Origin of the sequence: Planococcus halotolerans (assembly GCF_003289955.1) — a bacterium.
Lineage (GTDB): Bacteria > Bacillota > Bacilli > Bacillales_A > Planococcaceae > Planococcus > Planococcus halotolerans.
In genome coordinates, this window is sequence record NZ_QLZR01000005.1 from 161,608 (window position 1) to 175,604 (window position 13,997).

Genomic DNA, 13,997 nt, shown 5'->3' on the forward strand with positions numbered 1-13,997 from the left:
TCTTTTTGGGGAGTGAAACAAATGAATTCAAAAATGCTGCAAGGAATCGGAATCGCCTCACTCAGTATTGTGGCGGTCGTATTTCTGATTATGGGATATATGGATATTGCGGTTCTTTTCATGACGGTGCTGTTCGTAATGACAAATATGTTCAGGTACCGCCAGATGAAAGCACAAGGCATGGACCGGGAAGCAAAATGGATGAGAGGTATGGCAGTAATATTCGGTATCCTCTTTTTCGTAGTACTCGGAACTATCCTGATTTAACTGATAAGCGAAGAATTCCTTTTAAACATAAAAACAGCGTCGCCCGTTTAAACGGGCGGCGCTGTTTTTTGCATACTATATTATATTCCTTTGAGGTCTTCTTAAGCGGTAGCCGCAGTATTTTGAGCTTGCCGTTTATCCTGTTCCCGTTCGTTCAGTAAAAGATCTAAGCGATTCATAAGATTGAGAAGATCGCTTTGTGAAATTTGTTTCATTTTGCCCATCTCCTTGTAGCTTTGATACCTATTTATTCGGTCGATGGGAAGGTCTTTTGGGGGTGGAATAAAATATTTAGTAAGAAAGTTTCTTTCTGGTCATCAAAACAACGATAATGGCGGGGAACGAGAACGCAATCATTCCAAGGAATGACAAGCCGGGTGAGATTTCATAAAGGAAACCGCCGATGAATGTCAGCAAGGCGACACTCAGGCTCATAGCGACCGCAGCATAAATTCCTTGCGCAGTGGGAATATGAAGCGGGTCGAGCTTCTGGAAAATATACCGGATAAAAGCGAAATGGGCGACACCGAATGACAAAGCGTGCAGCACCTGCGTAAAGATGAATACCCAAACAGAAGGAAACAGGAAAATCAGGATCCAGCGCAAGGTCGAACCGATGCCTGCCAGAAGAAACATCGAAGAGACACTCCATTTGTCAAACCACGTATCCGCTTTGGCAAAAAAGAGGATTTCAAAAATGATGGCGACATTGAGGATCAGGCCAATATAAAAGCTGTTGACGCCGATATCCTGTAAATAGATGAAGCCGTAATTATAATAAGCGGCGTGAGCACCCTGCAATAAAATCGACACGGTTAAGATGGTCAAAAATGCTTTGGATTTCAGCAGCTCACCAACAGCGCCTTTGCTCGCTTTGTTTTTGGGCTCAGGTTTTATTGATAAAGGCGCAGGCGAGACGGTCGATTGTGTAATCGCCATGAACAGCAGGCCGGCAAGCATGACCCAAAGAATCGCCTGTTCCTGCCAAATGGCGGTTACAACGCCGACAATCAGAAGCGCGATTGTGTAGCCGAGCGAACCGAACGAGCGGCTCTTGCCGTAATGGATGCGGTCGCTTTGCATCAATACGGTAGCTCCACTTTCCATGGCGGGCAAAATGTTCGGATAGATAAGATTGAAGATGAACGTGATGGCAAACAGCATGATATAGGAATTGGCAGGTATGTAAAGCGCCATGCTGACGAGTGAAGCGATGGCAAGGATTTGCATCAGGCGGCCGAGTGAAAACAGGCGCGTGAGCATCGGGAAAAAGAGCAAAGTGGACAACGACCGGGCAATCATCCCGGCACCCATAATAATGCTTGCTGCCGAAACGCTCAGCCCTTTATCGTTGGTGAGCCATCCTGTCCAATAAGGCAGGAATATCCCCCAGGTAAAGAAGAAAGCGAAAAAATTCAATGACAGCCATTTTTGATTGTTCATTCGTGTACCCTCTAATCTTTGAAAAGTCATTTCAAGTATATCGAAAGTTCATTGATTTAGGGAGAATTTAAAGCATAAAAGTGTTAGAATAATAAAGAACTTGAGAGAAAGAAGGAGAACTATGCAATCTCGTTATTTAATGAATAAAAAAGATAAGAAACCTTATATAAAATGGATTTTGATCATCGGTGCATTGCTGATTACGGCATCAATTACAGTTTGGCTATATCTTCATGATTGGAATATGGAACGGAGCCTTGATGCTTTAACAGGGGATAGCACTCAGCAACAACCGGCGGAAGAACAGATTGCGGATGTGCAGGAAGAAGGCATTGTCATTCCCGAAGAAAAAGAGGATGAAGTCGAAGAAGACCTTCCGGTAACACCTGAGCCTGAAGAAGAAGTGGTGGAAGAAGAAGCCAAAGATGCGACTGTGTATCCGGAATCGATCGAATTGCCGGAAGAACCAACAGTGGTCAACGGCATCCTGCTTGCAAACAAGCAGAACCCGCTGCCTTCGGATTATGCTCCTGGCGTTAATCCGGAAGCACAAAGCGCATTTGACGCGATGCGTGCTGAAGCACTAAAATCGAATATCGATTTGACCGCCTTCAGCACATTCCGGGATTTTGCCCGCCAGAAGCAATTATACGAGGGCTATGTCGCTAAAGACGGACAGGAAAAAGCGGACCGCTACAGCGCCCGTCCCGGCTTTTCGGAGCACCAGACAGGTTTAGCTTTTGACATCGGTGAATCCGGTGCCGAACAGCACTGGGCAGCAGCAAGCTTTGGCGATACCGAAGCAGGGAAATGGGTAGCTGAAAATGCACACCGCTTCGGCTTTATCCTGCGCTACCCGGAAGGCAAAGAGCAGCTGACTGGCTATATGCATGAATCTTGGCATTTCCGCTATGTCGGAAAAGAAGTCGCAAAAGAGATTTACGATGAGAAAATCACTTTGGAAGAATATCTTGAACAGGAATAAATGATTTTAAAAAGGCGCCGATCAGCAGTTAATGCTGATCGGCGCCTTTTTCTTATTGTCCAGACTCCAACGGCCAACTCCTCGAGTCGTAAGCCACTTTGGCTGTGCGGCTGAAAAGACGCCACTTCGCCAAATCGTCTTACGCTTGTCGGAGCTGAACGGCCGTTTCCGCTTTTCTTACAAAATCGGTGACAGTAAACGGGCAATCGATTCTTTGGTTTTGATTAATTTCGTGCGCTCATAATAGATTTGCGTGGTGAGTTCATTCGACAGCTCCATATCCTGGCGGAACAGTCTGCCGAGTTCTATGGAAATGTCATTGTCGTAGATGAACGCGTTCACTTCGAAATTCAATTTAAAGCTGCGGACGTCGATATTGGCGGTTCCGACAGTCGATGCCTTATCATCCACCACAATCATTTTTGTATGCAGGAAGCCGTTGTCGTAGATAAAAACCCGCGCCCCCGCGCGCAGCAGCTGACCGGCATAGGAATAGGTGGCCCAATAGACAAAGGGATGGTCGGGTTTATTCGGAATCATCACCCGCACGTCAATCCCTGATAAAGACGCGACTCGAATCGCGTCATAGAAGCTGGCATCCGGGATAAAGTAGGGAGTCTGGATATAAATGTATTCATCGGCCATATTAATCAGTTTCATATAGCCGTCTTTAATCTGTTCCCATTCTTCATCGGGGCCGCTTGAAACAATCTGCATGGAAGTTGTGCCTTTTTCAGCTATGGCAGGAAAATAGATTTCATCATATTGAATATCCTGGCGTATGGAAGCCTGATTCCAATCGCGGATGAAACGGGTTTGGAGCGGATGCAATGCTCCACCTTCTAAGCGGAGATGCGTATCGCGCCAGTAACCGAATTTCCTGCTGAGCCCGATGTATTCATCGCCAACGTTAAATCCGCCGATGTATCCTATGCAACCATCGATAACGACGATTTTTCTGTGGTTGCGGTAATTCAGGCGGGGATTGATGAGAGGCAGGATGGAAGGGAAGAAAGTTTCCACTTCGCCGCCGTACTTGACCAACTCTTTAAAATGCCTTTTGCTCAATGTACGTGAGCCCATATCATCATACAGCAACCTGATTTTTACCCCTTGTTTCGCTTTTTCTATCAAGGCATCCAATAGCCGGTTACCCAACTGATCCAGCCTGAAAATATAGTATTGGATATGTATATGGTGTTTTGCATTCTCAATATCTTTTAACAGCGATTCGAATTTATCGCGTCCATCATTGAAAATTCGGACATCATTATTTTGAGTCAGAACAGCACCGTTATTCCGCAGGTGCAGATAAATAAGATCTTTGTATTCCTTTGAGCTTTCATTCCTGAAATGGAAGGTGCCGTCATGAAGCTCGTTCATCTGATGAGCGATCAAGTTCTCGATTCCAATCCGTGTACGGCCTTCCCATTTAAATAAAGTCTTTTTCCTGAGGCGCCGCCCAAGCAGCAGATAGACAAAGAAACCGGCAATCGGGATGAAAAACAGTACTAATAGCCATGCCCATGTCGAAGAAGCATCACGGCGTTCAAGAAAAACCAGTGCTGCTGCAAGGAAGATGTTCAGTATGAAAATGGCGATAGATAAAACGCTGATGATGGTGAGAGTCATTTTACTTCCCCTTTTTTTGCATAATACATTGTATTTACAGTATAAACCATATAATTCTCAATAAGAAGAATTTGTAAAAATCAACTTTGTGATTCTTTCGTAAAGTAAAAACCCGCTTCGAAAGAAACGGGCTTAGCGGTTTAATTGATTTGTTCCTGTTCTTTCAATTGTTCCACAATGCCTTCAACTTCTGTCCTGCTCATTTTCTCTCTGCCGGATTTCAGCGCTTTTAAAGTGCTGTGTGCCAAGGCAAGCGGTACTTTACAGAACATTAAAATCCGTTTGTTTTTAATCGATTTCACATATAAATCAGCTTGTGCCAGGTTTTCATTTGCATAATTGAACATATCGTCGCGCGTCCAGCCTTCCGGAACAAAACTGACGCCGCGTTCACGGTCTTCGTCGAGGTTGCGCAACATATTGACTGCTTGCAGGCCGCGCCCGAAACCGATGGCGAGTTGTGGATCTGTTTCGGTATTATCATGCCATTTCCAAAGATCGGACAGCATTGTTCCGACTAGTCCAGCGACGTAATAAGTATAGTCATCGAGATCTTCGCGTGTACGGATGACAAACTTCCGGTCTACCCATTTGGCCATTCCTTCGGCCATTTCCGCTGTCGATTCCAAAACTTTGGGAGCTATTTCAGGTGGACAGACGCTGATCCAGTCAGCCAGTCGGAGGCTTACTTCCGGAAGCAGGTGCTCATAAGGTTTAAGCAGCTCTTCATAAGCTTCCCGGTCGAACGGCATATGAAGCATTTTGCTGGTTTCCCTTAATAATCTGCTTTTAACTTCATCATCCAGTTCCGGATGATCTTCGATTTCATCGATTGCGCGCATGCAAAGATAAGCTGAGCCCACAGTCTTTTTAAGGACGGGTTCCAAAAAACTGATCGGAATGAAAAAGGTGCGGCTCGTTTCTTTCAGCATGACCATCGACTCTTTTTGCAGATTCGCAACTTTGCTCATATCAAATTCCTCCTTTTCAAGTGGATAGTCCTTGGTTCATTATATGTATGTTTTTCATGGCATCAGCCATTCCGCAAAATGAATTTGCCTTCCCCTTAAATATAAACCATCTGACAGAAAAAACAAATGATAATACGGTTGGGAGCTTTAATGGAAAGAAAAATCCCTTTCCAAAACACGAGGTTTGGAAAGGGATGCTATTCCGGGTAAAAATGGGTCCATGCTTCCTGAATGCCTCCTGCACAAGCTTTCGAAGCCCGGAAAATCATCGGGCTTTCAGGGCTTTCCAGCAGCTCGGACTGCGCATTCCCCACTATTACAGAAGGGAAACCTAGAGTCAGCATCTCTTTGTCATTCCCTGAATCACCTGCTACGAGCAATTTCGCATCCCGTGCATTGAACTTTTCAAGAATATATTCGAGTGCTGCTCCTTTGCCGCTGCCTGCCGGAAGGATATCCAGGTCAACACCGCCGCTGTAAATCAGTTTATGCGGAATCTCCGCTGATACAAGGCGCTGTTCAAATGCTTCCACAGTCCCAATGTCCTCTGCGTAATAGGAGCAGCGGTTGGTGACTGGAAGGTCCTGCTTATTTATTCCTTCAAAAGAGACGGCTAGTTCATCAATTGCTTCGGGCTGCCAGTGTTCGAGCATCATTTTTTCCCAATCCCGGTCTTTTTCGAGTGAAGCTCCAATATGGATTTCTGTTCCGACGTCTGTGATCAATACGTCAGGAACTGGCAGGCTTTCTTCTTCAATCAGCGATAACGCGGATTGGTAATGCCGTCCGGTGATATAGACAAGGGAAACTTCGTATTGCTGATTCTTATAAAACTCAAGAAGTTCATCCAAACCTTTTCGATCACCGACTAACGTTCCATCCAAATCGGTTGCCAGTATATGTGTTGCTTCTTTCACTGCTTACCACCTCATACATTTTCAATACTCTTTCGGAAATCGATGGCCAATGGAAATCTTTTTTAGCCAGTTCCACAGCTTGGCGGCTCAGTCGCTGGCCAAGAAGGGAGTTAATGGAGATGACCTCCATCGCTACAGCAAGGTCGCCGGCATTTTTTGTTTCCACAAGAAGACCGGTTACACCGTCCTGCACTACGTTTTTCAGTCCGCCAACATTTGAAGCGATTACCGGGCTTCCGCAGGCTTGGGCTTCTGCAGCCACCATGCCGAACGATTCGTAGAAACTAGGTACAATGGTCGCTGTTGCAGAGTTGAAAAGGAGTGCCAAATCCTCCTGTGATTTAGGTCCCAAAAATTCCACATGATCTTCGATGCCGCGCAAGGCTTTACGGATCTTGTGATTTTTTGGCAATTTAGTTGCAGGATCAATTGCATCTGGTTCACCGCCGGCGAGCACTAGGCGAGGGCGGTACGTATCTGTCGTTTTTTCAGCCAGTAATTTGAATGCATTGAGCAGAGTGAAGATGCCTTTGGTTTCTTCCAGTCTTCCGGCGAAAACGAAAAGAGGGCTTGAATAGCCAAGTTTTTTGCGAATATGTGTCCGGCTTCCGCGCACTTTAAACGCTTCGTCAACACCAATGGGGATTACGCTGATGGGAGAAGGAGAATCAACATGCTTCCTAATCAATTGTTTTTCGCTATTTGTAGTAGCTAATACCTTGTCGGCTTTTTGCAGAATCGCTGTTTCAGCCTCTGTACGTCTTTCATCTTCAATTCCGGTTGCTTCTTCTTTTGCCCAACCAAGGGAATGAGAGGTATGGATGAATGGCAGATTGAACTCATCCTTCAATCGGATCCCGAGTAATCCTGACAGCCAGTAATGGGTATGGACGATATCATAAGTTTCAAGAGGAAGTGTTTCTTTCATTTCCAAGTAAAATTTAGAAAGCATTGAATGCATCTCGTTTTTCGACACAAATCCTTTGTAACCGGCTTCGATGCGGATGACACGGCATGCTTTGCCGAATTCTTCAATACGGGGTGCCGAATCTTCACACCAATGAGTGACGACATCCACCTGTAAACCTTTATCCTCCAGCGCAAGTGCCAATTGTTTTACATAATTATTCTGGCCTCCGGCTTGCTTACCGCCCAACTTTGCTAATGGATCTCCATGATCCGAAACAAACAGCACTTTCTTAATCATCGAGTTCATCTCCGTTTCTATAATTACTATCTTTCATTATTAAAAATTTTGGGACTACGTAAATTGTATACCCCAAGATTTGGGACTATAAACATTTAAACTGAAAATTAATATATTTGTAAAAACTTAGGTAGCAGCACAAAAAACGCCAGTGTCTGCTGGCGTTCAAAAAATGTCTTTCAAAAAGCAACGGGAAAATTTCTTGCAGCCTAATCAGTTGGAGAAATCAATGATCAACAAATTTGCCATGGGAAGGCACAGCTTTCTCTTGGAAATTTTTCGCCAGGTCGACGAGTCCTTCCGCCAGTGCTGAACCGTGGATTGGTTTGCCATGGCCGGTTACAGCAATTGATGGCTGAAGATCAGTAAGCTTCACGACAGATTCCCAGGCTGCACGCCAGTCCGTGGTCAAGTAAACCGGAGGACCGCAAACTTCTTTTTTCTGAGTCAGAACTTTATAGAGGGAATCTTGTTTGACCGTAACAAAAGCATCTCCTGCAATCAGCAGTTTGCCCGCTTTTCTGAACAATGAAACATGTCCCTCTGAATGGCCTGGTGTATGGATCCATTGCCAGCCGGGCATACCAGGGACTGAACCGTCTGCTGGAAGTTCCTTAAGATGAGCAGAAATATCAATTGCTTCTGCAGGGAATGCTTTTGAAATCTTCGCGACCATTCCGCCTTCGACTGATGAATCGGGCTGTGGATAATCCGTGATGCCTTTTAAGTAGCTGAACTCAAGTGGATGAGCGTATACCGGAACTGGGTATTTTTCAAGAATATCGACAATGCTGCCTACGTGGTCAAAATGGCCGTGCGTAAGAATAATCGCTTTCAGATTATGGTCGGGGCCAAAGCGATTTTCAGCTTCCTGAAGAATTTTATTGGCGGAGCGCGGCATTCCGGCATCCACCAGAATATAATCATTGCTTACATTCGGGTCACCGATGAAGAAGAGATTGACGATCTGGTTGGTGTAACAATAAACATCCGGGGCAACTTCCACTCCGGAACCGCTCTTAAGTGAAGTCATCGGAAGGATGGCTTCAGTGCTTTTGCTTTTTTCCATTGTTAGTTCCTCCTGTCCTTATATCATTTCTATTTCTTGCTTTACCCTCAAATGCAGAAATTGAATCAGGCAGGCGCAGTTTCTGGTGAAGTTGAGTCTCTTGCCGCAGTGCTTTAGAATGATAGTCATATGAAGCAAGGAAAAGGTGAAATTATGAAGTCATTGATCATTATTGGTGGAGGAATTCTCGGCGCATCGACTGCGTATGAAGCGGCCAAGGCAGGAGCGGAAGTGATTCTGATTGACCGCGCAGATTCTGGGCAGGCTACCGGAGCGGCAGCAGGAATCGTCTGCCCGTGGATTTCCCAGCGCCGCAATAAAGCCTGGTATCATCTGGCAAAAAGCGGCGCGAAATATTATCCGGCCTTGATAAAGGAATTGGAAGAGCTTGGCGAAACGGATACGGGGTATAAGCAGGTCGGCATCGTCAGCATCCACGAAGACAGCAAACTGGACAAGATGGAAGCTAAAGCCCGCGAGCGAAAAGAAGACGCGCCTGAAATGGGAGAAGTTGAAAGGCTGACTGCCGAGCAGACTCAGGCTTTATTCCCGCACGCGGGCAATGAGTATGGTTCTCTTTATGTCAGTGGGGCGGCCAGAGTTGACGGCAGAGCTGTTCGGGATGCGCTCGTCAGTGCCGCCAGAAAACTGGGAGCTGAAATTATCGCTGGGGATGCGAAGCTGATTATTGAAAACGATAAAGTGATCGGTGTGAAAACGGAGCAGCAGGAAATATACGCAGACAGCATCGTGTCGGCGGGAGGCGCGTGGGCACCTGAATTATTCGGAGCACTCGGGCTGGAGATGGATGTGGTTCCGCAGAAAGCGCAGATTCTTCAGTTGCAGCTTGAAGAAACTGCGACTGGTGACTGGCCGGTGGCGATGGTGCCCTTCGGACAATATATCGTCCCATTTGCGAATGGACGCATCATTGCAGGAGCAACACATGAAAATAATGCGGGTTTCGACACCAAATTGACTGCAGGAGGCATTCATCACGTCCTTGATAAAGTGCTGGATGTGGTTCCAGGTTTGGCTGCTGCGGAATTGACAGGTGCCAGCACCGGTTTTCGGCCATCGACTTTAAGCGCCTTGCCGTTTATCGGGCAAGTGCCGGAACACGGAAATCTTTTCGCCGCAAATGCACTGGGTTCTTCAGGACTGACGGCCGGACCGTTTCTTGGCGCACAACTGGCTAAAATAGCGATGGGAATTTCGCCGGATATCGAATTGGGTGATTATGCCATTGACCAGGTTTTTCGGAAAATATAGAAAGGGGAGAAAAACGTGTACTGGTGTAAAATTGCCCGCACTGAAGCTGAGTACGAAAAAATAGCAAAATTGAATTACACCACATTTGTAGAAGAGATTCCCCAGCATGAGGCCCATGATACGGGGCTTCGGGTGGACCCCTACCATAATGAGAATACATACCTGATTGTTTTATCTGATACTGAATTGGTAGGGATGATCGCCCTCCGCTCCGATCGTCCGTTTTCTCTGGACCGGAAAATCGGAAAGGTTGAAGAGTACTTCGATGAGGTCGGAAAGATTTGTGAAATCAGGCTGCTTGCTGTCCAAAAAGAACACCGCAACGGCCGGGTATTTTTCCTTCTGGCACGTGCATTATCCGATTACTGCTGTGAAGAAGGATTTGATGCCGCTGTAATTTCTGGCACGGTCCGCGAATTAAAATTATATGGACAACTCGGCTTCCGCCAATTTGCAGAGCCGGTTGGCAGCGGCGACGCCGTTTTTATTCCCATGATTACAACCCGTGCTGATTATGCAGAGTCTGTGGCTGCGCGGCTGCAGGCGAAACGGAAATTATTTTTGCCGGGACCGCTGAAGCTTACCGGAGAGTTGGCGCGGCCATTTTCCGAAGAAGCGATGTCGCACAGATCGTCCACCTTTCAGGCGATTTACCAGGAAGTGAAGAGCACATTAAGGAAGATGTCAGGAGCTTCTCCGTATTTGCTGTCAGGGAGCGGCACCTTATCCAATGAGGCAATGCTTGCGCAGATTTCCCGGTTGGACGAACGCGGTCTTATTCTGGCCAACGGAGAATTCGGGGAACGGCTGATAAAACAGGCTACCCGCTGGGGGCTTGAATTCGACAGCATGGAAGAAGGATGGGGAGAAAAGTTTTCAGAGGACGCCATCAAAGAGCTTTTGGAAAACGGGGAATACGGCTGGCTGCTGATGGTTCATGGTGAAACATCCACTGGTATGGTGAATGGTATTGATTCCATCGGCGCACTTTGCAAAAAATATAAGATTAAATTTTGCGTCGATTGCATCAGCAGTTTCGGGGCTATCCCATTTTCAATGGAAGACTTCTGGCTTGCGACGGCGACCAGCGGAAAAGCGGTCGGCACAATGAGCGGAATTGCTGTTGTCTTTGCCAATCATGAAATAACAGAAGACCAATCTGTGCCAAACTATTTGGATCTCGGAAAATATCAGCGCGATATTCCTTTCACTTTGCCTTATAGTTTGCTGAAAAGTTTTGGAATCGCGCTGAAGCAATACCCGGAACGTTATCAATTGCTGCAGGAGCGGTTCGAAACGACTAAACAGGAAATCAGCGCTTGGCCTTTAATGGCCGAAGGTTTTCCTACTGCCATTTCGGTCAGGGCAGCTGAGCGATTTGAGACATTCCCGCAGGATGCCCATTTGTCGGGATATGAACTCCATGCGCAAAGCGGCTATCTGCGCCGGCGCGGCATTTTTCAGATTTCCTGTATCCAGCCAAGCTTTGAAAAAGATTGGGCTGCGCTGCAGAAATTCAATGCAACCTATTTTAAATATCAGAAGGAATGATAAAAACCCGCCGGTCGGCGGGTTTTATTATGAATTTATTTGATCATAGACTTTCATGATGAACTTTTTATAGGGGAGGTCGGGCATTGGCTCGATATTCACCTTAGCGATTTCTGCATGTTCTAAAGCGGATTGGTGATCACCTAACTTCTCGTAAACCAAAGCCAGATACGCGTCTTTCTCATAATGGAGGGATAAATCATAAGGGTGATGCAGAAACTCCCACATTTCATGTTTCTTGAGCCAGACGAGCGCTTCTTCGAACATGCCCATGCCATATAAAGCTTTTCCTTTTTCCAACGTAAAAAGGAAAGTGGTGATTTCTTCGTGTTTCGCTAAGTTGCGGTCAATTATTTCATTAGCTTTTTCAAATTCATGGGAAACTGTATTCAAGTAATGAATTTCAATTGCATCCGAAAAAGCCTCCATTTCTTCATCATCCAGAAAGTTAGCGAACAAACGCAGCTTTTCACAGTAATAATTTTTTCTTTCGATGTCCTTGTCCAATACCGCTTGAAAACCTGCCAGACGGTAAAGGCTGTCAACCCGATAAAAAATCTGCTGCTCTTTTGAATAATCGATTGCATTCTGCATGATCCGAATAGCGTTTTTGCCATCTCCAATTGCGGAATAAAGAATCGACTCATAATAATCAAAATCCAGTTTTTTTAACGGATCCAAAATTCGGACTCTTTCTTCAAAAACTTTCCGTGACTCTTGGATCATAGTAAGGGCTTCGCTGTACCGATGTTCAGTAAAACTCGTCATTGCACGGAAAATATGGATTTCAGCACTTTGGTTGATCATTTGCAAACCCTCATAAATTTCCTCTGCTTTTTTTAAACTGGACTTCCATCCATCAATTTTTGCGTGGTAACTGCAGCGGCTGTATATCTCAAGAAGTCTTGCCGATTCATAACGGAAAGGCAGCTTATCCTTATAAAGCTGTATTTTTGCAACAATAGTTTTATATTCTTTAATGAGCTCTTTGCTCATAATGTCTACTTTATAGAGTTCTTCCACTTCCTGAAGCAATTTCCGGATTTCGGCTGTCGAAAATTCCTCCAGCAACTCATTTTTATCGATTGCCAATCGATCGGCAATATAAGCCAAACTCTCCATAGAAGGATTAGCTTTATTGTTTTCTATCAGACTGAGCATTCCTTTGGACAGTTCTTCTCCAGCCAACGCCTGTAATGTCAGGCCTTTCTCTTTTCTCAATTTTCTTATGCGTTCACCTAATGAAGCCATTTCATCACCTGCTTTTCAGTATTGTTTAATTATATTAAACTTTAGCTTGCAATGCCAGAAAAAGCGTGATATATTTTGTTTAATTAAATTAAACATCCGGAGTGGAGAGTGGAAGAAATGAGTGAAGCAGTAAAGATCAGCAAGGCTACTTATCATTTGTACACGTTTACCATCAGTAAGCTTATCTCGACGTTTGGAAGTTCCGTTTACGCTTTTGGCATCAGTTTATATGTACTCGCGCTTACCGGTTCAGCTGCCAATTTTGCGCTCAATTTGATTTGCAGCATCCTGCCGAGAACACTGCTTGCGCCATTTGCCGGATATATCGCGGATAATTACTCGAAAAAAATGATTGTCATTTTGGCGCAGCTGGCCAGTGCTTTGTCAGTTGGCGGCTTGCTGGTCTACAGTATTTATGCCGGATTATCGCTGCCGGCCATCTATACGACCACTGCGCTGATTTCCGTCAGCTCCATGTTTGCGAGTGTCACTTTTTCTTCTTCCATCGCGAATCTGATCGACACAGACCGTATACAAAAAGCGATGGGCTTTAACCAGTCTGCCATTGCCATTGCTACGATCGGCGGTCCCGTTGTAGGTGGAATTCTGTTCGGGTTCGTTTCGATGAATGTATTTTTGATCATCCAGGTGGCTGCTTATTTATTGGCTGTGGCGCTGGAGTCGACGATGAACTTCAAATTGTTTACGAATCGAATCACTGAAACTGTTGAAGATGCAAAAAAATCGATGGTTACCGGAATGAAAGAAGGCTTTGTCTATTTAAGGTCGAATCGTGTGGTAATGGTGATTGTGACTGTTGCTGTAGGCGTCAATTTCTTCTTTTCCGCTTTGATGATCGGGCTGCCGTTTATCGCGATCCAGGAATTGGAAATCGAGACGACACATTTCGGCTTTATTGAAGCGATGATTGCAGTGGGGATGCTGTTGGCATCCATCTACTTCTCCGTAGGAAAAGAAGTGAAGTTCCCGTTGCGCTTTTCGAAAAGAGGCATCCTGGCCATGTCGGTTCTATTGGCCGGCTTGGCATTGCCGCTGATGATCGAGTTCTCCTATACAGGAGCGGTTGTTTACTTTCTTTTGCTGATGCTGGTTTTCGGAGTCACAAATGTATTCGTCAATACACCGATCGGCGTCATGATGCAAAAGGATGTAGAAGAAGAATATCGCGGACGCGTTTTCGGAATTTTGGAGTCGATGGCGATGGCAATGATGCCGCTCGGCTATCTGATATTCGGCTTGCTGTATGATGCCGTACCGGCCGAGTATGTCGTTATCGGCAGCAGCCTTTGCCTGATTGTATTGACCGGCTATATGATGCGGCCTTCCATATTAAAACAGGCGCATCCAGAGCTTGATCAAGATTTCATTCCGGTAAATCCGGAACTGCAGAAATAAAAATGTGAATGCTCGG

The 13,997-nt window shown here is 45.6% G+C and carries 12 protein-coding genes; 5 read left to right on the top strand and 7 right to left on the bottom strand.

Going from position 1 to position 13,997, the window contains the following annotated elements:
* Window positions 1-21: 21 nt before the first annotated feature.
* Entirely contained in the window at window positions 22-267 is a 246-nt protein-coding gene (locus DP120_RS13180) for a hypothetical protein (protein WP_112224143.1), read from the top strand.
* Window positions 268-558: 291 nt separating this feature from the next.
* Here DP120_RS13180 and DP120_RS13185 read toward each other — a convergent pair whose 3' ends face one another.
* Window positions 559-1,710: a 3-phenylpropionate MFS transporter gene (locus DP120_RS13185; protein WP_112224144.1), complete on the bottom strand. Its 1,152-nt coding sequence runs from the start codon at window positions 1,708-1,710 to the stop codon at window positions 559-561.
* Between the two features lie 139 nt (window positions 1,711-1,849).
* Here DP120_RS13185 and DP120_RS13190 point away from each other — a divergent pair, with 139 nt between their 5' ends.
* Window positions 1,850-2,695, top strand: coding sequence for a M15 family metallopeptidase (locus DP120_RS13190; RefSeq protein ID WP_112224179.1), 846 nt, complete (start codon window positions 1,850-1,852; stop codon window positions 2,693-2,695).
* A gap of 177 nt (window positions 2,696-2,872) precedes the next feature.
* On the opposite strand, the gene cls is transcribed toward DP120_RS13190, so the two are convergent.
* From cls to DP120_RS13215, 5 genes are all read right to left on the bottom strand, one after another.
* Window positions 2,873-4,327 (bottom strand): cardiolipin synthase, encoded by a 1,455-nt coding sequence (gene cls, locus DP120_RS13195; RefSeq protein WP_112224145.1) that lies wholly within the window; start codon window positions 4,325-4,327, stop codon window positions 2,873-2,875.
* 140 nt (window positions 4,328-4,467) lie between these two features.
* Window positions 4,468-5,298 (bottom strand): squalene/phytoene synthase family protein, encoded by an 831-nt coding sequence (locus DP120_RS13200; protein ID WP_112224146.1) that lies wholly within the window; start codon window positions 5,296-5,298, stop codon window positions 4,468-4,470.
* 197 nt (window positions 5,299-5,495) lie between these two features.
* Window positions 5,496-6,215: an HAD-IIB family hydrolase gene (locus DP120_RS13205; protein ID WP_112224147.1), complete on the bottom strand. Its 720-nt coding sequence runs from the start codon at window positions 6,213-6,215 to the stop codon at window positions 5,496-5,498.
* Window positions 6,160-7,422, bottom strand: coding sequence for a glycosyltransferase (locus tag DP120_RS13210; protein ID WP_112224148.1), 1,263 nt, complete (start codon window positions 7,420-7,422; stop codon window positions 6,160-6,162). Before DP120_RS13210 ends, DP120_RS13205 begins: the two co-directional genes overlap by 56 nt.
* A gap of 226 nt (window positions 7,423-7,648) precedes the next feature.
* Entirely contained in the window at window positions 7,649-8,491 is an 843-nt protein-coding gene (locus DP120_RS13215; RefSeq protein ID WP_112224149.1) for an MBL fold metallo-hydrolase, read from the bottom strand.
* Window positions 8,492-8,644: 153 nt separating this feature from the next.
* Between DP120_RS13215 and DP120_RS13220 the strand changes: the two genes are divergently transcribed.
* Window positions 8,645-9,763 (top strand): NAD(P)/FAD-dependent oxidoreductase, encoded by a 1,119-nt coding sequence (locus tag DP120_RS13220; RefSeq protein WP_112224180.1) that lies wholly within the window; start codon window positions 8,645-8,647, stop codon window positions 9,761-9,763.
* Window positions 9,764-9,778: 15 nt separating this feature from the next.
* Window positions 9,779-11,314 carry an aminotransferase class V-fold PLP-dependent enzyme gene (locus DP120_RS13225; RefSeq protein WP_112224150.1) on the top strand — a complete coding sequence of 512 codons (1,536 nt, stop codon included), beginning with the start codon at window positions 9,779-9,781 and terminating at the stop codon, window positions 11,312-11,314.
* A 27-nt stretch (window positions 11,315-11,341) separates the two neighbouring features.
* Here DP120_RS13225 and DP120_RS13230 read toward each other — a convergent pair whose 3' ends face one another.
* Window positions 11,342-12,565: a helix-turn-helix domain-containing protein gene (locus DP120_RS13230; RefSeq protein ID WP_112224151.1), complete on the bottom strand. Its 1,224-nt coding sequence runs from the start codon at window positions 12,563-12,565 to the stop codon at window positions 11,342-11,344.
* A gap of 117 nt (window positions 12,566-12,682) precedes the next feature.
* Between DP120_RS13230 and DP120_RS13235 the strand changes: the two genes are divergently transcribed.
* Window positions 12,683-13,981: an MFS transporter gene (locus DP120_RS13235; protein WP_112224152.1), complete on the top strand. Its 1,299-nt coding sequence runs from the start codon at window positions 12,683-12,685 to the stop codon at window positions 13,979-13,981.
* Window positions 13,982-13,997 lie beyond the last annotated feature (16 nt).

Bases quoted from the DNA above. Each gene is read 5' to 3' on its own strand.
- DP120_RS13200 (WP_112224146.1), bottom strand. From the start codon at position 5,298: ATGAGCAAAGTTGCGAATCTGCAAAAAGAGTCGATGGTCATGCTGAAA.
- DP120_RS13220 (WP_112224180.1), top strand. From the start codon at position 8,645: ATGAAGTCATTGATCATTATTGGTGGAGGAATTCTCGGCGCATCGACT.
- DP120_RS13230 (WP_112224151.1), bottom strand. From the start codon at position 12,565: ATGGCTTCATTAGGTGAACGCATAAGAAAATTGAGAAAAGAGAAAGGC.
- DP120_RS13180 (WP_112224143.1), top strand. From the start codon at position 22: ATGAATTCAAAAATGCTGCAAGGAATCGGAATCGCCTCACTCAGTATT.
- cls (WP_112224145.1), bottom strand. From the start codon at position 4,327: ATGACTCTCACCATCATCAGCGTTTTATCTATCGCCATTTTCATACTG.
- DP120_RS13235 (WP_112224152.1), top strand. From the start codon at position 12,683: ATGAGTGAAGCAGTAAAGATCAGCAAGGCTACTTATCATTTGTACACG.
- DP120_RS13210 (WP_112224148.1), bottom strand. From the start codon at position 7,422: ATGATTAAGAAAGTGCTGTTTGTTTCGGATCATGGAGATCCATTAGCA.
- DP120_RS13190 (WP_112224179.1), top strand. From the start codon at position 1,850: ATGAATAAAAAAGATAAGAAACCTTATATAAAATGGATTTTGATCATC.
- DP120_RS13215 (WP_112224149.1), bottom strand. From the start codon at position 8,491: ATGGAAAAAAGCAAAAGCACTGAAGCCATCCTTCCGATGACTTCACTT.
- DP120_RS13185 (WP_112224144.1), bottom strand. From the start codon at position 1,710: ATGAACAATCAAAAATGGCTGTCATTGAATTTTTTCGCTTTCTTCTTT.